Source organism: Flavobacterium algoritolerans (assembly GCF_030010385.1).
GTDB classification, from domain to species: Bacteria; Bacteroidota; Bacteroidia; order Flavobacteriales; family Flavobacteriaceae; genus Flavobacterium; species Flavobacterium algoritolerans.
This window is the reverse complement of the sequence record NZ_JASCRZ010000004.1, coordinates 1-20,764: the sequence shown is the minus strand read 5'-3', so window position 1 is coordinate 20,764 and position 20,764 is coordinate 1. Positions and strand designations below refer to the sequence as shown.

At 33.2% G+C, this 20,764-nt stretch carries 19 protein-coding genes; 12 read left to right on the top strand and 7 right to left on the bottom strand.

The window, feature by feature from the left end; genetic code table 11:
* Nucleotides 1-77: 77 nt before the first annotated feature.
* Nucleotides 78-500, top strand: coding sequence for a YMGG-like glycine zipper-containing protein (locus QLS65_RS09880; RefSeq protein WP_121340895.1), 423 nt, complete (start codon nt 78-80; stop codon nt 498-500).
* Nucleotides 501-577: 77 nt separating this feature from the next.
* Here QLS65_RS09880 and QLS65_RS09875 read toward each other — a convergent pair whose 3' ends face one another.
* Together QLS65_RS09875 and QLS65_RS09870 are read right to left on the bottom strand one after the other, a co-directional pair.
* Nucleotides 578-2,110, bottom strand: coding sequence for a cryptochrome/photolyase family protein (locus QLS65_RS09875; protein WP_282717207.1), 1,533 nt, complete (start codon nt 2,108-2,110; stop codon nt 578-580).
* A gap of 3 nt (nt 2,111-2,113) precedes the next feature.
* Nucleotides 2,114-2,755 carry a flavin reductase family protein gene (locus QLS65_RS09870; protein ID WP_121340897.1) on the bottom strand — a complete coding sequence of 214 codons (642 nt, stop codon included), beginning with the start codon at nt 2,753-2,755 and terminating at the stop codon, nt 2,114-2,116.
* 162 nt (nt 2,756-2,917) lie between these two features.
* Between QLS65_RS09870 and QLS65_RS09865 the strand changes: the two genes are divergently transcribed.
* Both QLS65_RS09865 and QLS65_RS09860 read left to right on the top strand, forming a co-directional pair.
* Nucleotides 2,918-5,308: a penicillin acylase family protein gene (locus tag QLS65_RS09865; protein ID WP_282717205.1), complete on the top strand. Its 2,391-nt coding sequence runs from the start codon at nt 2,918-2,920 to the stop codon at nt 5,306-5,308.
* A gap of 62 nt (nt 5,309-5,370) precedes the next feature.
* On the top strand, nt 5,371-6,708 hold the full coding sequence (locus QLS65_RS09860) for an FAD-dependent oxidoreductase (RefSeq protein WP_099713560.1): 1,338 nt from the start codon (nt 5,371-5,373) through the stop codon (nt 6,706-6,708).
* Nucleotides 6,709-6,768: 60 nt separating this feature from the next.
* Here QLS65_RS09860 and QLS65_RS09855 read toward each other — a convergent pair whose 3' ends face one another.
* Together QLS65_RS09855 and QLS65_RS09850 are read right to left on the bottom strand one after the other, a co-directional pair.
* The gene (locus QLS65_RS09855; protein WP_282717201.1) at nt 6,769-7,131 is read right to left on the bottom strand and encodes a cupin domain-containing protein; all 363 of its coding nucleotides are present in this window, start codon (nt 7,129-7,131) and stop codon (nt 6,769-6,771) included.
* A gap of 62 nt (nt 7,132-7,193) precedes the next feature.
* Nucleotides 7,194-8,714 (bottom strand): helicase HerA-like domain-containing protein, encoded by a 1,521-nt coding sequence (locus QLS65_RS09850; RefSeq protein ID WP_282713092.1) that lies wholly within the window; start codon nt 8,712-8,714, stop codon nt 7,194-7,196.
* Between the two features lie 373 nt (nt 8,715-9,087).
* On the opposite strand from QLS65_RS09850, the gene QLS65_RS09845 reads away from it, so the two are divergent.
* From QLS65_RS09845 to QLS65_RS09810, 7 genes are all read left to right on the top strand, one after another.
* A complete protein-coding gene (locus tag QLS65_RS09845) occupies nt 9,088-9,906 on the top strand; it encodes a MotA/TolQ/ExbB proton channel family protein (RefSeq protein ID WP_282713091.1) in 819 nt (272 codons plus the stop codon).
* A gap of 90 nt (nt 9,907-9,996) precedes the next feature.
* Nucleotides 9,997-10,596 carry an ExbD/TolR family protein gene (locus tag QLS65_RS09840; RefSeq protein WP_428831878.1) on the top strand — a complete coding sequence of 200 codons (600 nt, stop codon included), beginning with the start codon at nt 9,997-9,999 and terminating at the stop codon, nt 10,594-10,596.
* A gap of 19 nt (nt 10,597-10,615) precedes the next feature.
* Nucleotides 10,616-11,164 carry an ExbD/TolR family protein gene (locus tag QLS65_RS09835; RefSeq protein WP_282713089.1) on the top strand — a complete coding sequence of 183 codons (549 nt, stop codon included), beginning with the start codon at nt 10,616-10,618 and terminating at the stop codon, nt 11,162-11,164.
* A gap of 39 nt (nt 11,165-11,203) precedes the next feature.
* The gene (locus QLS65_RS09830) at nt 11,204-12,001 is read left to right on the top strand and encodes an energy transducer TonB (RefSeq protein WP_282713088.1); all 798 of its coding nucleotides are present in this window, start codon (nt 11,204-11,206) and stop codon (nt 11,999-12,001) included.
* A 233-nt stretch (nt 12,002-12,234) separates the two neighbouring features.
* Nucleotides 12,235-13,158 carry a PstS family phosphate ABC transporter substrate-binding protein gene (locus QLS65_RS09820; protein ID WP_282717198.1) on the top strand — a complete coding sequence of 308 codons (924 nt, stop codon included), beginning with the start codon at nt 12,235-12,237 and terminating at the stop codon, nt 13,156-13,158.
* Nucleotides 13,159-13,174: 16 nt separating this feature from the next.
* Complete coding sequence (locus tag QLS65_RS09815) at nt 13,175-14,842, top strand: tetratricopeptide repeat protein (RefSeq protein WP_282713085.1); 1,668 nt, start codon at nt 13,175-13,177, stop codon at nt 14,840-14,842.
* Between the two features lie 213 nt (nt 14,843-15,055).
* A complete protein-coding gene (locus tag QLS65_RS09810; RefSeq protein ID WP_282717195.1) occupies nt 15,056-15,688 on the top strand; it encodes a 7-carboxy-7-deazaguanine synthase QueE in 633 nt (210 codons plus the stop codon).
* Nucleotides 15,689-15,760: 72 nt separating this feature from the next.
* Here QLS65_RS09810 and QLS65_RS09805 read toward each other — a convergent pair whose 3' ends face one another.
* Both QLS65_RS09805 and QLS65_RS09800 read right to left on the bottom strand, forming a co-directional pair.
* Nucleotides 15,761-16,303, bottom strand: a complete 543-nt coding sequence (locus tag QLS65_RS09805; RefSeq protein ID WP_282713083.1) for a YfiT family bacillithiol transferase — start codon at nt 16,301-16,303, stop codon at nt 15,761-15,763.
* Between the two features lie 16 nt (nt 16,304-16,319).
* Entirely contained in the window at nt 16,320-17,036 is a 717-nt protein-coding gene (locus tag QLS65_RS09800; protein ID WP_282717194.1) for a class I SAM-dependent methyltransferase, read from the bottom strand.
* Between the two features lie 92 nt (nt 17,037-17,128).
* On the opposite strand from QLS65_RS09800, the gene QLS65_RS09795 reads away from it, so the two are divergent.
* Entirely contained in the window at nt 17,129-17,623 is a 495-nt protein-coding gene (locus tag QLS65_RS09795) for a YkgJ family cysteine cluster protein (protein ID WP_121343258.1), read from the top strand.
* A gap of 41 nt (nt 17,624-17,664) precedes the next feature.
* On the opposite strand, the gene QLS65_RS09790 is transcribed toward QLS65_RS09795, so the two are convergent.
* Nucleotides 17,665-18,882: an exo-beta-N-acetylmuramidase NamZ family protein gene (locus tag QLS65_RS09790; RefSeq protein ID WP_282717187.1), complete on the bottom strand. Its 1,218-nt coding sequence runs from the start codon at nt 18,880-18,882 to the stop codon at nt 17,665-17,667.
* Between the two features lie 112 nt (nt 18,883-18,994).
* On the opposite strand from QLS65_RS09790, the gene QLS65_RS09785 reads away from it, so the two are divergent.
* Nucleotides 18,995-20,221 (top strand): ABC transporter permease, encoded by a 1,227-nt coding sequence (locus QLS65_RS09785; RefSeq protein WP_282717699.1) that lies wholly within the window; start codon nt 18,995-18,997, stop codon nt 20,219-20,221.
* Nucleotides 20,222-20,764 lie beyond the last annotated feature (543 nt).

Here is a 20,764-nt window from a genome sequence, read left to right as displayed (position 1 = left end):
ATAGTTTAAATTGTATAAAGCATATTAACAGGTTTGAATGTTTCTTTGTATTATTATTAATCGTAAAACTTAAAATTATGAAAGTATTATATTTTATACTAATAGCTGCAGTTGTTGTTTCTTGTCAAAATCAAGGAAAAATGGAAATCGAAAAAGCAAAACTAGCGACTGTAGACTCGATGAAAGTTGAAATTGAAAAACAAAGAGTTATTGATTCCATGCAGGTTGAAATGGCTAAAATTGAGGAAACCAAAATTGAAACCCAAAAAGAAGTTGTCGTTGTTAATAAACCATCGGCTACCACTACCACTACAACAACCACACAAAAGAAAGGTTGGAGCAGTACTGCTAAAGGTGCCGTAATTGGAGCTGGAGTTGGAGCAGCAACAGGAGCAATTATAAGTAAGAAAAAAGTTCAGGGAGCTATAATTGGTGGTGTTGCTGGTGCTGGTATTGGTGCGGGAACAGGAGCTATTATAGACGGAAGTAAAAAGGAATAGATTTATTCTTTTAATAAAAAAGAGTGTATAAGTTCGTATCGAATTTATGCACTCTTTTTATTTACGGATGTTTCAGTTTAATAAGAATCCATATTTTGGATAATGGCATTGGCTTTAACTTTGATTTTGTATAATTCTTCGGGATTTAGTTTATTTAATAAATTCAGCATCATTCCCATACGTTGATTTCCTTTAAAATACTCTTTTTTCTCATCTAGAAAATTCCAATATAGCGTATTGAAAGGACACGCTTTTTCTCCAAATTTTTCTTTGACATTGTAATGGCATTTGCTACAATTATTACTCATTTTATTGATGTAACTTCCTGAGGAAACATAAGGTTTTGTGGCAATAATTCCGCCATCTGCATATTGTGACATACCGCGGGTGTTAGGCATTTCGACCCATTCAATAGCATCTATGTAAACGCCCAGATACCAAGCATCTACTTCGTCAGGATTAATTTGTGTGAGTAGCGTAAAATTCCCTATTACCATGAGCCGTTGAATATGATGTGCATAAGCTTCGTCTAAACTTTGATTGATAGCGTGATTCATGCAATTCATTTTGGTTTTACCCGTCCAAAAAAAATTCGGTAATTTGTTGTCGTTTTTCAATACATTCATTTGAGCGTAATGTGGCATTTCTTTCCAATAAATTCCTCGAATATATTCACGCCAACCCAGAATTTGTCTCACAAATCCTTCTACTTGTGAAAGGGTTATTTCAGTTTCATTGGCATGATAAAAAGCAATGACAGTTTCGATTACCTCTTTTGGCGAAAGCATTTTACTGTTCATAGCAAAAGACAAACGAGAATGGAATAGGAATTTTTCATCAGTATGCATTGCATCTTCATAATCCCCAAAATGTTTCAGCAGATTAGTGCAGAAATAATCTAATACCTCTAAAGATTGCTGACGGGAAGTAGGCCAACTGAAATTATGTTCATCGATGTTTCCAAAAGTAATTATGCCGGCTTCTTCGATTTGGTTTATAATCTTAGAAACGTTTATGTGAAAGTTTTTTTCTGATGGCACAGGAACTTCACCTTTGTATTTTTTACGATTATCGGCATCAAAATTCCATTGGTTTCCCAAAGGAGTTGATCCATCCATTAAAACGTGGTGTTTTTTACGCATGTTGCGATAAAAATTCTCCATCAACAACAATTTCTTTCCCTCAAAAAAATCAGAAAGTTCATGACGCGTGGTGTAAAAATGTTCAGTGTCAAAAGCTTCTAATTCGATTTTTAGATTGGAACAAATCGTTTTTAGTTGTTGATCCAGCCGATATTCATCAGGTAACTGGTATTCAAATTTTTCTATTTTATATTTTTCAATACAAACGGCAATGATTTTTTCTAAATCCTGTGGATTCTCAGCATCCGTAATTTTAAAATAGACTGCTTGGTGTCCGAGTGCTTGTATTGCTGTGTGAAAATTTCTCATCGAAAGAAAAAACGCTACCACTTTTTGGATATGATGTTTTACATAGTCGGTTTCCTGACGCATTTCGGCAAGGACATAAATAGTATTGTCATCATTTTCCTGAAACCAAGAATGTTCTAAATTTAACTGATCACCAAGGATTAGCCGTAGTTTTATCATTTTTTATTTTTTAAAAAAGGAAGTGGTTGGAAGTTCTTTTCTTGCGTATTGAAAGCGGTCTATTAATTTAGGTAAACAATATCCATCAAGACCATTTAATGCAATAACATTTCCTTTGTCAATTTGTAACCAGCCATCTTTATGTTCTAATTCTTCTTCAAAAAATAAATTTTCAATAGAGGCAATTATATGAATCGTATCATTTTCCTTGATGTAATATTCATTCACATATTTGCAATACAATTGAACTGGGCTCCCTTTTACAAAAGGGATTTCAATATTAGGTTTGTACTCTTCTTCTAAATTAGTTTTATCAAATTCAGAAATGCCTAATTCATAATTTGCTGATGTATGGTGCGCATCTTCAATCATATCTACAGTAATATGATTTACGGTAAAATAACCATTTTCTCTTATGTTTTTATATGTATCTCTGGGAACGGTTGTTGGTCTCATGATAAATCCTATTAGTGCCGGATTGCTTCCTAAATGGGTCACGCTGCTAAAAATTGCTACATTAGATTTTCCATCAAGGGATTTTGTAGCCAGAAGATTAGCTGATTTATAACCGGTGCAAGAATTAATTAAATTCAATCTTTCGACTTTCTCCATTTGAGAAATATCATCTCTAGAAATGTGTTTCATATCTTTTTAATTTGGAACAAATATACTTTTTGTTTAATTAATTTAAAAATAAATTAAACAAATAATGGTGTTTAATCGATTTTACCAGAATCACACTCGTTTAAATAAATTATTTTAAATAACTTTCAAATCGTATATATTTGTTTATCAATTTATTTAAATATGAAAAAACTTAAAATAGTTCTTCTCGTTTTACTTTCGGTAGTGGCAGTTTTAGTGGTGGCTTTAATTATTTATGGATTTTATCTAAAGCCAAAATATGAAGGCAAATTGCAACTGAAAAATATTCAAAAAGAAACGACAGTTTATTTTGATGAGTTTGGCGTTCCACATATTTATGCAACAAATTCAAAGGATGCAATGATGGCTTTGGGTTATGTGCATGCCCAAGATCGATTGTGGCAAATGGAATTGATGCGTCGTATTGCAGCGGGACGATTATCGGAGATTTTTGGCTCAGTGGCACTAAAAAATGATAAATTCTTTGCAGGACTTGGAATTGAAGAAGCTTCAGCAAAAGCAATTGCAGCTTTGGATAAAAACAGCCCAAGTTATCAATTGACCATGGCATATTTGGATGGAATTAATCAATATTTAGAAGAAGGAACAACGCCAATAGAGTTTAGTTTGGTGGGAGTTAAAAAAGAGAAGTTTACGATTAAAGATGTTTACAATATTTTTGGTTACATGTCTTTTAGTTTTGCAATGGCTCAAAAATCAGATCCGTTATTGACTGATATTCGAAATAAATACGGAATGGAGTATCTCAAGGATTTTGGGATTGATGGTTCGTTTAATACCACCCGAATTAAAAATGCCAAAGAATCATCTCAAGAATATATTGCTATTTCAAAGTCGGTAGCTTCGATTTTAGAGCAGTCTCCAATTTCTCCTTTTATAGGTAGTAACAGTTGGGTTATTGCACCAAAGAAAACGAAAAATGGAAAGGTCATTTTTGCTAATGATCCGCACATTGGGTTTTCACAACCCGGGACTTGGTATGAAGCACATGTAGTAACGCCAGATTTTGAATTGTACGGATGTTATTTGGCTGGGACTCCATATCCTTTATTGGGACACAATCGCGACTATGCGTATGGCTTGACAATGTTTGAAAATGATGACATCGATTTGTATCAAGAGGAGAATAATCCAAATGATGCAAAAATGTACAAGACACCAAATGGTTTTAGCGCGTATGAAATTCGAAAAAAAATTATAAAAGTAAAAGATTCTGCTGATGTGGTTTTGAATATTAAAGTGACTCGCCACGGCCCGGTCGTAAATGACTTGATTGATGGTTTGCAGCAAGACAAACCTGTTGCAATGTCCTGGATTTATACACAACAACCCATACAAATTCTTGATGCTGTTTATCAACTTTCGCATGCTAAAAGTAAAGCAGATTTTCAAAAAGGAGTCAGTTTAATAGCGGCACCAGGTTTGAATGTGATGTATGGCGATGCCAAAGGAAATGTGGCTTGGTGGGCAACAGGGAAATTATACAAGCATAATGCGGGCGTAAATCCTAATTTTATTTTAGATGGTGCCAGTGGCAAAGATGATATTAAAGAATATTTGGATTTCTCCAAAAATCCGTCGGCAGTAAATCCAAAATGGAATTATGTGTACTCTGCGAACAATCAACCGGAACCCATAGATGGATTTTTATATCCAGGTTATTACCTTCCTGAGGACAGAGCAAAAAGAATTACGCAATTGTTAGAACCAAAATCAAATTGGGATAAAACTGCGGTAGGGGAAATGATTTTTGATAATACGTCATCAGTTGCTCCAGAGGTGGTTAAGCAGTTAATCTCAAATGTTGATCAGAAAACACTTTCTGAAAACGAGAAAGAAGCTTTGACTGTTTTGAAAGAATGGAAAGGCTCGAATAATCTTGCTGATGTTGCACCAACAATTTACAATAAATGGATTTTTAATTATTTAAAAAATACTTTCGAAGATGAACTTGGTGCAGTTCATTTCAAGCAATTTTTAGGAACACATATTATGAAACAAATTATTGCAAAACAAATTGTGAATGCAGCGTCGCCTTGGTGGGATAATATAAGTACTAAAAATGAAAAAGAAACCCGAAGTAAAATTATATCACAATCGTTTAAAGAATCAATTGTAGCTTTAGAAGAACAATTGGGAACTACGGTTGCTGATTGGACTTGGAATAAAGTTCATACGGTAGAACATCAGCATCCATTGGGTAAAGTGGCTGCGCTAAGAAGGATTTTCAATGTAGGACCTTTTGAAGTTTCGGGTGCTACAGAAGTCATTAATAATTTGTTTTTTGATTTTACCGATGATGGAAATTATATCGTAAAAGGAGGTCCGTCAACAAGAAGGATTATTGATTTTTCGGATATCGAAAACAGCTGGAGCATCCTTCCAACAGGGCAATCAGGAAACCCTTTAAGTGCGCATTACAGTGATCAAGCGGAGCTTTATAATACTGGAAAATTTAGAAGAATGATGCTGAATAAGGAGGAGATTGTTAGAACTTCAACAAAATTGGTTTTTATTCCACGTAAAAATTAATAGTTTTAAAGTTCTTAGTCTAATAAAATCAGTAATTTTGCTTAACTTTTTATAAAAAATTAATGCAAATTCCCAAAAAAATAGCGGTTGTAGGTTCTGGATTAGTTGGATCTTTATTAGCTATTTATCTTCGCAAAGCGGGTCATACGGTTCATGTTTTCGATAGAAGCCCAGATATCAGACAAATTCAGTTTTCAGGTCGTTCTATTAATTTAGCTATGTCTAACCGAGGTTGGAAAGCGCTTGATGGCGTAGGAGTAGGAGATGCCGTGCGAGAAATTGCCATCCCAATGGATAAAAGGGCCATTCATCTTGTTGATAAACTTAATTTTCAAAATTACGGACAAGAAGGAGAATCTATTTACTCGATTTCCAGAGGGACTTTGAATAGAAAAATGATTGATTTGGCGGAAGCCGCAGGAGCAGAATTCTTTTTCGAACATAAAATCTGGGATGTAACCTTAGATGATGCTACTTTGCACATCGGCGAAACCGAAAGAGGTGCTTGGGAAGAAAAGAAATATGATATGGTTTTTGGTGCCGATGGAGCTTTTTCCAGAATCCGTCATCGCATGCAGCGCCAAAGTATGTTTGATTATTCACAAGAATTTTTACCTATTGGATATAAGGAATTAAACATTCCTGCAAACTCGGATGCAACGCATAAACTAGATAAGAATTCATTCCATATTTGGCCTCGTGGAGAATATATGTTGATTGCATTGCCTAATTTAGATGGTAGTTTTACATGTACTTTATTTATGCCTTTTGAAGGAGAAAATTCTTTTGCTTCTTTGAAAAACCAAAAAGAGGTAGAAACTTTTTTTGAGAAAAACTTACCGGACACTATTGATGTAATTCCTAAACTGACTGAGGATTTCTTTAAAAATCCAACAAGTACATTGGTGACCATGAAATGTTTTCCATGGACTTATGAAGATAAAATTGCACTAATTGGTGACGCTTGTCATGCAATTGTTCCATTTTACGGGCAAGGAATGAATGCGGGTTTTGAGGACATTTCAATTCTTTATGAAATGATTGAAGAATACGGAGATGACTGGAAAACAATTTTCTCTGAATATCAAAAATCCCGTAAACCCAATGCTGATGCAATTGCGGAACTTTCCTATCGTAATTTTATGGAAATGAGTTCTAAAACAGCTGATGAGAAATTCTTGTTGCAAAAGAAAATCGAAAAATCATTCTCAGATAAATATCCCGAAAAATGGATTCCGCTTTACAGCAGAGTAACTTTTAGTGATCGTCCTTATGCCGAAGCTTTGGCTATTGGGGATTATCAAAATGCGATTATGGAGGAAGTTTTGAAAATGGAAAACATCGAGAATATTTGGGATACTGAAACGGTAGAGAATAAAATCTTGGAATTACTGCAATAATTTTTTCGAGTTGTTTGCTTCGATATAGTTGCGATAGATTTTTACTTCCATCGCCACTATTTATTCCTCACGATGTACTTTAGTAAAATCGAATGCAGGTTTGCAAATGGCAATATATTCACAAGGCTCATCAAAAGGATTGGAATATTGCACTCGAGTATTTTTTTCAATTTTTATAGATTGGCCTGCTTCAAGAATCACAATTTCATTTTCAATGATGAATTGCTTTTTTCCTTTTATGATATAAGTGTATTCTTCAAATTCAGGTGTTTGAAAAGGTTCGCTCCATTTAGGAGGAGCAATCATTTGTGCAATCGAAATTTCGGGATTGTTAGTGGTAGCAATTCCGTGATGCTCTTCGATTAGTTTACCGTCAGTTGTTGGAACTATAAAAGGAGCTTTTTGAATAAAATATTTTTTCATTTTTAATGTTACTTTTAAAATACCCTTTTAGAGTTTTAATTCTAAAAGGGTATTGGAGAATTTTATTTTTTAAACATTTTTGTCAAAACACCAAAAGCACCTCTAATAAAAGTAGCACTTGTCAATACTTTTAAAACGGATTTCCCTACTACGCTAGCAGTACTCGGACCTTTACTTTCTTCTTTTTCAGATGTTTTTTCCTGTTCTTGTTCTGCAGCTGCTTCTTCAATAATGGTAATTTTTTTATTTAGCATTTCATAAGCGCTTTCACGGTCAATAAGTTCGCTGTATTTTTTTACCAGTTTAGATCTGTTATTTATTTCTTGAATCTCACTCTCAGTTAAAATATCCATTCTGCTCATAGGAGCACGCATCATTGTTGCTGCAAGTGGTGTTGGAATCCCTTTTTCGTTTAATGCAGTGACTAATGCTTCTCCAATTCCTAAGCTAGTTAAAATTTCATCCGTTTTATAAAATTCAGATGTTGGATAATTATCAGCGGTTTGTTTGATGGCTTTTCGATCATTGGCAGTAAAAGCCCTTAAAGCATGTTGGATTTTTAAACCCAATTGTGCCAAAACACCACTTGGAATGTCCATTGGGTTTTGAGTGATGAAGTAGATCCCGATTCCCTTGGAACGAATAAGTTTTACAATAGTCTCTATTTGTTCTAATAATGCTTTGCTGGCTTCATTGAAAATTAAATGAGCTTCATCAATAAAAATCACTAATTCTGGCTGATCCGAATCTCCTTTTTCAGGCATTTGCTGATAGATTTCAGCCAATAAACTTAGCATGAATGTTGAAAATAATTTAGGTTTGTCTTGAATGTCAGTCAGTCTCAAAATGTTGATGTATCCTTTTCCGTTTTCATCAATGCGCATCAAATCGTCAACGTCAAAAGACATTTCGCCAAAAAATAGTTCGGCACCTTGTTGTTCTAATTCTATTATCTTTCTCAGGATGGTGCCCGTTGTTGAAGTGGAGATTTTGCCATAGCTTTCCTCAATTTCGTCTTTTCCTTCTTCGGTAATATAATTGATTACTTTTTTGATGTCTTTTAAATCCAATAAAGGCATTTTATTGTCATCACAATATTTGAAAATAACAGAAACGACTCCGGCTTGTGTGTCGTTTAAATTTAAGATTCGAGAAAATAAAACTGGTCCAAACTCAGAAATAGTTGCGCGAAGACGAACGCCATTTTGTTCTGATAAACTCAATAATTCAACAGGAAAACTTGCCGTATTATAAGGGATGTTTATTTTAGCATGTCGTTCAGTAATAAATGCTTTCTCTTCTCCTTCTTTTGCAATACCACTAAAATCACCTTTTATATCCATCATCAATACAGGGATTCCAAAGGATGATAATTGTTCTGACAGTACTTGTATGGTTTTGGTTTTTCCAGTTCCGGTAGCCCCTGCAATTAATCCATGACGGTTTAATGTTTTTAGCGGTATTTTTACATGTGCATTGGGTAAAGCTTCTCCGTCTAATATGGCTCCGCCAAGAGTAATACTTTCTCTTTTAGAACTATATCCGTCTGTAATTTGTTGTATGAAATCTTCTTTTCTGCTCATAATAAGTTTAGATTTAAATCATTTGCAAGGTATTATTTTTTTTACAAAACCTGAAATTTTAGTGTATACTGCAGTTTTCCTCCTTTTTTACTGTTAATAATATAAAATATTAGTTTTGATAGAAGAGAGTTAGTTTTTGAAATATTGTGCTAATATATCATAAAAAAATACGTTTTTTTTGGTAAAAGAGTCGATTTATTTGAGTATTTTGATATAAATGCAAAGCAGTAAATTGCAAATGTGTTTTTGAAATAAATTTAATTATAATAAAATTAAAAAAAGTTTTTTTATTTAAACTAAAAATATAAATTTGCTCTACTACAAGTTTAATATAACTAAGATAATTTATTTAAAACTATTAAAATTAAAAAAAATGGCAAACGTTAAAAAAGAAAAAGGTGCAAACGGAGGAGGAATGATTTCAGGAATCATTATTGTAGCATGTATTTTTGTTGGATGGTTAATTTGGAATTTCATAATGGGTAATGGCGCTAATTTCGAGGGCGGTGTTAATACAGGTCACCCATTACCAGGAAATATGTTAGCAATGGTTTACAAAGGAGGTCCTATAGTACCAGTATTGTTAGGATTATTGTTAATGGTTGTTGTGTTCTCATTTGAACGTTATGCTGTAATTTCAAAGGCAGCTGGTACAGGAAATCTTGATCAATTCATGACAAGTGTACAAAAAGATATTAAAGCAGGTAATATTGAAGGGGCTATTGCTTCATGTGACAAACAAAAAGGTTCTGTTGCAAACCCAATAAAATCAGCTTTATTGAAATACCAAGAAGTAAAAAAAGAAGGTTTAGACAGCGAAGCTGCTGCTGAAACTATCCACAAAGAAATAGAAGAGGTTACTTCATTAGAAATGCCAATGTTAGAGAAGCACATGACTGTACTTTCTACAATGGTATCTTTAGGAACTCTTGCAGGATTATTAGGAACAGTAACGGGGATGATTAAAGCATTTAGTGCGTTATCTGCTGCTGGTACTCCTGATCAAGCTGCGCTTGCAAATGGTATTTCTGAAGCATTAATTAATACAGCTACAGGAATTTCTACTTCAGCATTAGCAATTATCGCTTACAACTTTTTTACTTCTAAAATTGATACCTTGACTTACTCTATTGACGAGGCTGGTAATACAATTGTGAATACTTACAGACACTTCAGAAGTACACAAAAATAATTAATAATTTAATTTACAGGAAAATAGTGGTCTGAAAAGAAAGATCCTATTTTCTTGTAAATATAAAAAATAATATTGATGGCTATAAAAATGAAGAAAAAAGCAGGGTCTACCGATATGACTGCTATGTGTGATGTCGCTTTTCTTTTGTTGTCGTTTTTTGTAATGACAGCAACGGCTAAGATACCGGAAGCATTGCCAGTAGATACGCCTGCATCAACGGTTCAATCTAAGTTGCCAGAAGATAATTTAGCTACTATAACTATTGGTAAAGGAAAAGTTTTCTACGACCTGAAAGGGAGAGAGGTTAGAAAAAGAGCTCTTGAGTTGATGGGACAAAAATATGGTGTTGAATTTACAGAAAGTGAATCTGAAACTTTTGGTTTAATGGAAGGTATTGGTGTTCCAATTTCAGGACTTAAACAATTGATTGCTATGAAAACTGCTGACAGAAGTAAGCCTGGTGTACAATCAGGGGTTCCTAAGGATTCACTAGATAATCAATTGAAAGAATGGATTTACAATTCTCGTATTGCAAATATTGATGTAAATGATAAAGAATTGCAAATTGCCATAAAAGGTGATGCGAAAGAAGAATATCCTGCTATCAAACAAGTGATGGATATTTTACAAGATCAAAAAATCAATAGCTTTAACCTAGTTACTGGTTTAAGAGCTACAGAAAAATAACTAAAAAAAATACACTAAAATGGCTGAATTAAATACTGGCGACGGTGGAGGCAAAAAAGGTGGGAAAGTAAGAAGTAAAAAATCAAATTCAAAAGTAGATTTAACTGCTATGGTGGATTTGGCGTTCTTATTGATTACATTCTTTATGCTTACAACTACGTTGTCTAAACCACAATCGATGCCTTTGGGTTTGCCAGATAAAGACGAGGATGATACTAAAAATAAGGACATTAAAGTTGATGAAAACCGTACTATGACGGTTATGTTAGGCGATAATGATAAGATGGTATATTACATGGGTTTGTTATCTTCTCCAAAAGTACCACCTACGGATATTTCTTATGGTAAAGAAGGAATTCGTAAGGAATTATTGAAAAGAAAAAAATCAGTAGTTGAATACACTGGAAATAAGGACAAAGGTTTAATTGTAATTATAAAACCAAGTAAAAAATCAAACTACCGTAATTTAGTAGACATACTTGATGAGATGGCAATTGTAGGGGTTCCTACAAACGCAATCGTAAATGATTTTTCTCCTGAAGAACTAAAATTGTTAGAAAGTAAATAATATTTTCATATTTACTCTATAACCTAATAATTAAGAAAAATGAAATTAGATATATTCACAAACCAATGGCTTGATATTGTATTCGAAGGTCGTAACAAGGCTTATGGCGCTTACGAGCTAAGAAAATCAAATAACAAGACTACTGTTAGAGCGCTTATCTTTGGTGCAATTATTTTTGCTATAGCAGTTAGTATGCCACTTATTTTAGGTTTATTACCTGATTCTTCAGATGGTGATGACACTTTAGATACTAAAATTGTTAGTATCAAATTGCCACCTAAGAAAGAAGAAATTAAAAAAAATATTCCACCTCCACCTCCACCTCCACCAAAAGTAGATCAGGTAAAATTTGTTAAGCCTGTTGTTGCAAAAGCGGAAGAAGTAACTGAAGAACCACCTAAAACTGTCGAAATTAAAGATAAAAAATTAGGTGCTGAAACTATAAAAGGAGATCCAGATGCTGTTTTAACTGTTGAACCGGTAGGTACTGGAACTGCAGCTGTAGTAGAGGAAGTTGATAACCAAATTTACAACACTGCTGGTATCGAGGTTAAACCTGATTTTCCAGGAGGAATCGATAAATTTTACAAATTTGTTGGTAATAACTATCAAACTCCAGAAGAAGAAGGATTAAAAGGTAAAGTTTATGTTACTTTTGTTGTTGAAAAAGATGGTTCTTTGACTGATATTAAAGTAATTAGAGATATCGGTTATGGAACAGGAAAAGAAGCTATCCGTGTTTTGAAAAAATGTCCTAAATGGACTCCAGGTGAGCAAAATGGTAAAAAAGTGAGAGTACTTTATTCGTTGCCTATTACTATTCAATCTGCGGAATAATGTTAAATAACATACTTAATAATATTAAGAAGAAATCGCTTAAAGAGCGATTTCTTCTTGTTTTAGGAATTTTGTTTTTTCTAGTTTATCTTGTTTTAGGTTTATTTATTATCTTTATGAAGAATTTTCCTTTAGCAATGACACCTACTTATAGAATAGCTTTTGGTGTATTGCTTATTGTTTATGCTTCTTTTAGATTCTTCCGAATTATTAATGATAATAACAACTAGATCATGAAAAATTATTCTAAACTTTCTCTTTTTATTTTGTTTTTAGTAGCAGTATTGGTTTTTGCTTGTAATCAAATATCAGATAAAAATGCTAAGGAAACTATTCTAAAAGGTTCGACTACCATATATGTAGACGAAACCTTAGCACCTATTATTGAAGATCAAGTTGCGGTATTTGAAAATGAATACAATGCCAAAGTAACGCTTGTTGCTAAATCTGAATCGGAGACAGTCAACTCTTTATTTAAAGAAAAGGCAGCTATTGCAATTTTGTCTAGAAATTTGTCTGCTGAAGAATTGAAAATTTTTAAGCAAAGAAAAATCAATCCTAAAATAACTGTTTTTGCTACTGATGCAGTAGCTTTTATCTCTAATAAAAGCAATAAAGATTCTCTAGTAGCGTTAAAAGATATTATAAGTTTTATGCAAGGGAAGCCAGTAACATCAATCAAAGGATTAGTTTTTGATAACCTAAATTCAAGTACATTACGTTACATGAATTCTTTAGCTGGTATAAAAGCGATACCTGAAAAGGGTGTTTTCTCATTTAAATCTAATGATGAAGTTATAAAATATGTCTCTGAAAACGATGGTATGATAGGTGTAGTTGGAGTTAATTGGCTTTCACAACCAATACCAGCTATGCAGAAATACGTTGATGATGTTACTACTTTAAGTGTAAAAGGACTCAAAGGGGATAATTATTATATTCCATCACAAAATAATATAGCAGAAGGAAAATACCCTTTGGCACGCGATTTGTATATAATCAATTGTCAAGGTTTTTCTGGTTTAGGAATGGGCTTTGCCTCATTTGTTGCTGGAGATGTCGGACAAAGAATAATTTTAAAATCTGGATTGCTACCGGTTCGTATTCCTACAAGAAAGTTTACAATAATTGGTAAAGACCAAAATGATAAAAAATAAATTAACTACAATTAAAATGAATAAATTTAAATTTTTAAGTGTTGCATTGTTGGCTTCCGCTTTTGCGAGTCAAGCACAAGATATAAATCAAGCAAAAAAGGCTATCGATGCAGAGCAATTTGAAAGTGCTAAATCGATATTAAAATCGATTATCAAAGCAAAACCAAGTAATGGCGCAGCTTTCTTTACTTTAGGGAATGTGTATCTTACTCAAAGTGTAGAGGATTCTGCTAAAATTTATTTTCAAAATGGATTAAATACATCTGAAGGAGCTAAATTAAATTACATAGGTTTAGGTCAAATGGATTTAGATAAAAATGATGTGACTGGAGCACAAGCTAAATTTGCTTTGGCTACAAAAGACATCAAAAAGAAAGACGTACAAGAGTATGTTTATATAGCAAGAGCTTACATGAATGTCGCAAAACCGGATTATAAAAGTGCAATTGCTATCTTGAACCGTGCCGTGATAAACAATCCTCAAGATGCTCAATTACAACTAGCATTAGGAGACGCTTATTATGGTGATGGTAAACAAAATGAAGCTTATGTAGCTTATAGAAGTGCTTTTCAAGCTGATAATACTTTGTTGAGAGCTAAAATGCAATTAGGTGTTTTGTTGAAAGGTGCTAAGTCTTATGACGAAGCTTTGAAAGCTTACAATGAAGTTATTGCTATAAATCCTAATTATGGTCCTGTTTATAGAGAATTAGCTGAAACATATTATAAAATAGCACGTAATAAACCTTCTCAAGCTGCTGCAAACTATAAAACAGCTATGGGATATTATGATAAATATATGTCTTTGACGGATTATTCTATTCACTCAAGAATGCGTCGTGCTGACTTCCTTATCTTGGTAGAAGATTATGCAGCTCTTGAAGTTGAAGCAAATAAGATGATTGAATTAGATAAAGTTAATCCAAGAATCTATCGTTATTTAGGATATGCTGCTTATAAAAACGGAAATGTTGATGTAGCTATCAAATCATTGGAAAGCTTTATCGCAGCTCCAGGAAATAAAGCTATCGCTCTAGATTATTTATATTTAGGTTTAACCAAAATTAAAAAAGGAACTAGCGCTGATGGATTAGCAATTGACGCAACAGCTTTTAATGCTGGATTAGTAGATATTAAAAAGGCAGTTGAAATGGAGCCTTTGGCAGTTCAAGATTTAAGCGAAGTTGGTAAAAAATTATTTACGCAAAAACTATATAAAGAAGCAGCTTCAATTTTTGAATTTGGTGCTAATATTGCAGATTCTAAAACGTATCTTGATGATAATGTTTATTATGGTTTATCAAATTATTATGCTAATAATAGTAAAGATGTAAAACCAGATGTTATTGCTTTGCAAAAAGCAGATGCTGCTTTCGAAAGAGTATTAGTAGCATCGCCAACATATCATGAAGCTTATCTTTACAGAGCAAGAACGAATAGATTGCTTGATAAAGATGATGTTATGACTAAAAACTATGAGGATTATGTAGCTAAAGTTACTGCTTTAGGTGCTGAAGAAACAGCAAAACCTGCTGTAAAAGCTAAAATTATTGAGTCATACAATAACATCGCTGCTAATTATGCTAATACTGATAAAGCTAAAGCGATCGAATATTTCAGAAAAACATTAGCGCTTGATCCGGCTAATGCTTATGCAACTGAATCATTGAAAACATTGAAATAAGATACTTGTTTCTTACTTAATAAACCGATAGTTTTTTAACTATCGGTTTTTTTGTTTAATGGTATTTTGAAATTTTAATTTTATCAATTGTATTGATTTTTTTTAGAATCATTATGAGCCGTAGATTTCTGTTTTTAAAGTTTATTGTTTTAGTTTCTGTTTTCAAATTAACTCATTTTCAAATTAACTATCTTTGCACTTTAAAATAAAATAATGTTATCAAAAGAAATACAATTAGAAGTTAATAAAGGTGCCATGCTTCCGTTAATGGAAGAATTCTATACTATACAAGGGGAAGGATTTCATACTGGGACAGCTGCATACTTTATTAGAATTGGAGGATGTGATGTGGGTTGTCATTGGTGTGATGTTAAAGAAAGTTGGAATGCTGAATTACATCCTCCGACAGGTATCGATTTAATAGTTACAAATGCAAGCAAATACTCAGAAACTGTTGTTGTTACTGGTGGAGAGCCTTTGATGTGGGATATGAATTTGCTGACGCAAAAGCTAAAAGAAAATAATAGAAAAGTTCATATTGAAACTTCAGGAGCGTATCCGCTTACTGGAAATTGGGATTGGATTTGTCTGTCTCCTAAGAAAAATAAACTACCTACACAAACGGTTTATGATAATGCACATGAGTTGAAAGTTATCATTTATAATAAACACGATTTTATTTTTGCTGAAGAGCAAGCTGAAAAAGTGAATAGTAATGCCATTCTGTTTTTACAACCTGAATGGAGTAAAAAAGAAGAAATGACTCCGCTGATTGTAGATTATGTGATGAACAATCCGAAATGGCGCGTTTCTTTACAAACACATAAATATTTGAATATTCCTTAAAATTTAAAAATCCCAAATGGAAAACTGTATTTGGGATTTTTTATCAATGGTGAAAATGGTGCAAACGTACAATTACCAACCTTTTTGTTTCTTTAATTCCGTGATATGTGCTAAGTGGTGGTTTCCATGCCAAGCATAAGTTCCTATTATCTCTTTCAATTGAAATGCTGCGTTATGCTCAGGATGTATAAATGTTTTTTCTAAATCTTCTTCAGATAGATTATTCATTAAATACGCCAAACGAAAGTGTATTCCTTCCAGAAACGAAAGTGTAGGTTGGATGGGCATAGTTAAATTATCATGTAATTCAGCCCAACGATCTTCGTGATAGAATTTTATTGTTGGATTATCTTCGGTCAGCGTCCATTTTATTCTAATAAAACAATTTAGGTGACTATCAGCACAATGATGAATTACTTGACGAATAGTCCAGCCATCTTGTCGATACGGTGTTTCGAGTTGTTCCTCGGTTAAATGAATCACTTCTTTTTTCAATCGTTCAGGGAAACTGGCTATCTCTGCTATTTTATTAGTTAGATATTCGCTGGAATAGGTTTCTGGAGCTATAAATTTCCCAATAGGATAACGTAATTTTTCTAATGCTGTATTTTCCATGCTAAAATGTGTTCTTTTAAATTGAAAGTTTGGCTAAATAATCATAATGTTCCCCTTCAAGAATTAACTCGCTTTGTAATCCATTGGCGAAAGCCGCATTTTGCAAAGTGTTATAATCTAAATAAAGCCAAGGGAATTCGTCTTCTTTTTCGTTTTTATAACGTATTGTAAAAGTTAATTCGCCATAATATCCATTACTTGGAATCCATTTTCCGCCATCTTCGTCATTATCAAACATATAAATTATATCCGAAGAATCAATTAGAATTTGTCCGTTTGGGTTTAGCAAACTTCTTAGTTTCTGTAAAAATATAGTAGTTTCTTTGAGTGTTCCAAAAATGCCGGTACCATTCATTAATAATAAAATGGTGTCAAATTTATTTTCAGGATTATCAGAGTCCATTTCAAGAATATTCTGAACTTTAGTATTTTTTAAACCGCGTAATTTACAGGCCTCAATTGCATTTTTAGAAATATCAATCGAGTGAACGTCAAGATTTCTTTCGTTTTGTAGACACAAACTATGACTTCCTGCGCCACAACCTACATCCAAAACTTTTCCCTTCGCAAGTTGTAATGCTTTCTGCTCTAGTTTTGGCATTTCGTCATAGGTACGAAATAGATATTCAACACTCATTTCATCTTCTTCGGAAATGGAGGTTTCCGTTATTAAATCTTCCGGGAAATTATTAGTTTGAAAATCGAGTATGGCTTTGCCAAAAAGGTCTTTCATTGTAGTTGATGTGTTAATTTGATGATTTGTTGGTTTGTTTTAAGTAATTTCGCGGAATGTTTTATCGAATAACCGAAAAAACAAATCTACGAATGAACACTATTTTAAACAATCTTCCTAAAGAAGCCAAAGATAAGCATATCGAAAACAAAAAGTATTTCGATAAGCTGAAAAAGAAGACACCAAAGAATTTGGATTACGTGATGCAAGATTTGCATGATGCTGAATTCAAGAAAACGGATTGTTTAACGTGTGCTAATTGTTGTAAAACTACTGGACCATTATTTACGGATGCGGATATTGAGCGTGTTTCAAAATATCTTAGACAAAAACCACAACAGTTTATCGAGCAATATCTTCGCATTGACGAAGACAGAGATTATGTGTTACAAAGTGTGCCGTGTACTTTTCTGGATAATGAAAATGCCTGCATGATTTATGATGTTCGTCCAAAAGCATGTAGAGAATTTCCACACACAGATAGAAAAAAGTTTCAGCAAATCACAGATTTAACGTTGAAAAACGTAGCTATTTGTCCGGCAGCTTTTAATATTGTAGAGGAAATGAAGAAGAAATTGCCCTTGTAACTAAGTATTAGCAAGTCTTGCTTCTTGTTTCTTTATTCCTTTTAATATATCAAATATTTCAATCTCATTTCTTTAAAATCGATTAGCCCTTTTTTCCAGCTTTCTCTGATTTTATCTTCCGAAGTCCCAGCTTCTATTTGTTCTTGTAATTTTTTAGTTCCTGCGAGTTTGGTAAAAAAAGGATTAAAGAATTTAGATTTGTCCGTTGTAGTTTGATAGGCTTTAATCAACCAATTTAATTCTAATCGATTTACTTTTTTAGCTGTAGATAAATCTTCTCCGTAACATTCGATACCTTTGTAAACAGGATTTTGTGCGCCAAAATTTGGTTTAGGAATAAAATTAAAGTCACTTTTAGGTAAATAAGGAGAGCCATAAATCTGAAATTGTTTTTCAGTTCCCCTTCCCACACTCACATTTGTACCTTCAAAAAGACACAAACTCGCATAAAGATTCACTGCTTGATCGTTCGGAAGATTTGGTGAAGGTTTTACAGGTAAACTATAATTCATTTTTCTATTGTAATTAATACAAGGAATAACGGTCAATTTGCATTGCACTTCATTCTTTAACCATTTTTCACCGTTTATCATTTGCGCATATTCGCCAATTGTCATTCCGTGAAGCAAAGGGATTGGATGCATTCCCACAAAACTGGTATTTGCAGTTTCAAGAATTGGCCCGTCTACAATACTTACGTTTGGATTTGGTCGGTCTAGAATTAAAAGCGGAATATTATTTTCGGCAGAGGCTTCCATGATATAATGTAACGAAGAAATATAAGTATAAAATCGCGCGCCTACGTCTTGTAAATCAAAAACCATAATGTCAATTCCGGCTAGTTGTTCTGGTTTCGGTTTTTTGTTATCGCCATAAAGCGAAATAATTGAAAGTCCAGTTTTAGAATCTTTCCCATCAACTACATGTTCGCCTGCATCTGCAGTTCCACGAAAACCATGTTCTGGTGCAAATATTTTTTGGATAGCAATGTTTTTTTCTAATAGATAATCTACTAAATGCGTTTTATTGGATAGAATTCCGGTTTGATTAGTGACAACGCCAATTTTCTTATCCTTAAATAATGGTAAATAATGGTTGTAATTATCAGCTCCAGTCTTTATTTCGATAGTTAGGTTGTTTTTAGTGTTTTCTAAAGTTGGTTTTATATTTTCGCTGTCATTTGTTTTCCTTGCAGAACAGGAAGTTGAAATGATTGTTAAAAATATAAAACTAATCGATATTCTTAAAAATGGAATCATATAGTGGTTCAAATAAAATTAATGTCAATTAGTGTAATTCGTGTTTTAGCTGTATTTTTGGCTTTTGCAACGCAAACTGGCGATGCAAATCCAAATTAGAAAAGCAATCAAATTGAATTTAGAATATTTCATCGCCAAACGACTTATAACCGCTAAAGATTATAAAAGTAGCATATCTGCGCCAATTATAAAAATTGCAATCTCGGCAATTGCCATTGGTATGATTATGATGATTGTTTCAGTAGCAACCGGAATTGGACTACAGCAAAAAATTCGAGAGAAAGTTTCAGCCTTTAATGGACATATCATTATTTCGAATTACGACAACAATCAATCCGAAGTTACGCTCACACCCATTTCTAAAAAACAAGATTTTTATCCAAAGTTTACATCTGTTCCAGGAGTTGAGCATATTCAGGCTATTGCTAGTAAAGCCGGAATTATTAGAACAGAAACTGCTTTCGAGGGAATTATTTTCAAAGGAGTAGGAAATGATTATAAATGGGATAATATAAAGGAATACATTGTTCAAGGTAGAATTCCAAATGTCAATGGGAATTTAAATGAAGAAGTTGTGATTTCTGAGTTTATAGCAAATAGATTGAATTTGAAAGTTGGTGACGCATTCAATACTTTCTTTATGAAAGAGAATGGTTATAACTTGAGGAATTTTGATGTTGTTGGGATTTTTAATTCTGGTTTTCAAGAATTCGATGCTACCTTTATAATAGGAGATATTCGTCACATGCAGCGTATCAATAAATGGGCGCCAGATCAAATAGGCGCTTTTGAAGTCTTTGTTGACGATTTTAATACTATAGAATCTACGGGTGAGCAAGTATATGCGCAAACAGCATCAACATTAGACAGTAAAACTATAATCGAGAAGTACAGCTACATATTCGAATGGCTTCAACTATTTGATTTCAACATCATCGTTATATTAGTAGTCATGATTCTTGTTGCTACAATAAATATGGTAGTAGCGTTATTAGTGCTTATACTTGAACGAACGCAAATGATAGGAATCCTAAAAGCATTAGGGGCCAATAATTGGTCAGTCCGAAAAATATTTCTCTACAACGCCTTCTACCTTATAGTAAGAGGACTCTTCTGGGGGAATCTAATAGGTATTTCATTATTGTTAATCCAACAACAATTCGGGATAATTCAACTTCCTCCTGAGAATTATTACGTCAATCAAGCGCCAGTATACTTAAATTGGGGATACATACTTTTATTAAATCTGCTTACGGTGATGGTTTGTTTCTTGGTATTATTAATTCCTTCCTATATAATAACCAAAATATCACCAGTGAAAGCCATACGTTTCGATTAGGAAATTCTTTTTGGCGTTCCTCTTTAATATAAAGAAAGGCGATTCTCTTAGTGGAGAGTCGCCTTTCTATATATTAAGGAGTCGGGCTATGTGCTACAAGTCCTCGTTCCGCCAAAAAAAGGCGGGACTGTGGGCTTTTCGCTGCTATCCCTAACGCGAACTTTGGATAAGTAGAGCTTTTTGTTGTTTTGATGTATATTTTGTGACCTTAATATATAGGATAGAATAGAAAAGAGAAGTTTGTTATTATATAAGGTATAGCATAAAACCATTTTATTAATCCAGAGCAGTTTTTTTGTTAGCGTACTAGTAAGGAAAGCAGCCTCTGGAGGATTAAAGCACATCGAAGAGCTGTAGAAAAGACAAAAAACCAGAATTCCCCAAGATTTTATAAAGAAGGTAAAGGCAGTTGAAAGTTGCCCATCTTTATTGGAATAGGTGGTTTTGATTTAAAATCACATTCATCGGAAGTTAAAAGGCAGTTTATCATAAAAAACTTTGTGTTTCAAGAATCATGTTTTCAGCGAGTTAAAGGATAGGTTA

What these genes read in the sequence shown, in the direction of transcription:
- QLS65_RS09880 (WP_121340895.1), top strand. Translation starts at nt 78, where the DNA reads ATGAAAGTATTATATTTTATACTAATAGCTGCAGTTGTTGTTTCTTGT.
- QLS65_RS09875 (WP_282717207.1), bottom strand. Translation starts at nt 2,110, where the DNA reads ATGATAAAACTACGGCTAATCCTTGGTGATCAGTTAAATTTAGAACAT.
- QLS65_RS09870 (WP_121340897.1), bottom strand. Translation starts at nt 2,755, where the DNA reads ATGAAACACATTTCTAGAGATGATATTTCTCAAATGGAGAAAGTCGAA.
- QLS65_RS09865 (WP_282717205.1), top strand. Translation starts at nt 2,918, where the DNA reads ATGAAAAAACTTAAAATAGTTCTTCTCGTTTTACTTTCGGTAGTGGCA.
- QLS65_RS09860 (WP_099713560.1), top strand. Translation starts at nt 5,371, where the DNA reads ATGCAAATTCCCAAAAAAATAGCGGTTGTAGGTTCTGGATTAGTTGGA.
- QLS65_RS09855 (WP_282717201.1), bottom strand. Translation starts at nt 7,131, where the DNA reads ATGAAAAAATATTTTATTCAAAAAGCTCCTTTTATAGTTCCAACAACT.
- QLS65_RS09850 (WP_282713092.1), bottom strand. Translation starts at nt 8,714, where the DNA reads ATGAGCAGAAAAGAAGATTTCATACAACAAATTACAGACGGATATAGT.
- QLS65_RS09845 (WP_282713091.1), top strand. Translation starts at nt 9,088, where the DNA reads ATGGCAAACGTTAAAAAAGAAAAAGGTGCAAACGGAGGAGGAATGATT.
- QLS65_RS09840 (WP_428831878.1), top strand. Translation starts at nt 9,997, where the DNA reads ATGAAGAAAAAAGCAGGGTCTACCGATATGACTGCTATGTGTGATGTC.
- QLS65_RS09835 (WP_282713089.1), top strand. Translation starts at nt 10,616, where the DNA reads ATGGCTGAATTAAATACTGGCGACGGTGGAGGCAAAAAAGGTGGGAAA.
- QLS65_RS09830 (WP_282713088.1), top strand. Translation starts at nt 11,204, where the DNA reads ATGAAATTAGATATATTCACAAACCAATGGCTTGATATTGTATTCGAA.
- QLS65_RS09820 (WP_282717198.1), top strand. Translation starts at nt 12,235, where the DNA reads ATGAAAAATTATTCTAAACTTTCTCTTTTTATTTTGTTTTTAGTAGCA.
- QLS65_RS09815 (WP_282713085.1), top strand. Translation starts at nt 13,175, where the DNA reads ATGAATAAATTTAAATTTTTAAGTGTTGCATTGTTGGCTTCCGCTTTT.
- QLS65_RS09810 (WP_282717195.1), top strand. Translation starts at nt 15,056, where the DNA reads ATGTTATCAAAAGAAATACAATTAGAAGTTAATAAAGGTGCCATGCTT.
- QLS65_RS09805 (WP_282713083.1), bottom strand. Translation starts at nt 16,303, where the DNA reads ATGGAAAATACAGCATTAGAAAAATTACGTTATCCTATTGGGAAATTT.
- QLS65_RS09800 (WP_282717194.1), bottom strand. Translation starts at nt 17,036, where the DNA reads ATGAAAGACCTTTTTGGCAAAGCCATACTCGATTTTCAAACTAATAAT.
- QLS65_RS09795 (WP_121343258.1), top strand. Translation starts at nt 17,129, where the DNA reads ATGAACACTATTTTAAACAATCTTCCTAAAGAAGCCAAAGATAAGCAT.
- QLS65_RS09790 (WP_282717187.1), bottom strand. Translation starts at nt 18,882, where the DNA reads ATGATTCCATTTTTAAGAATATCGATTAGTTTTATATTTTTAACAATC.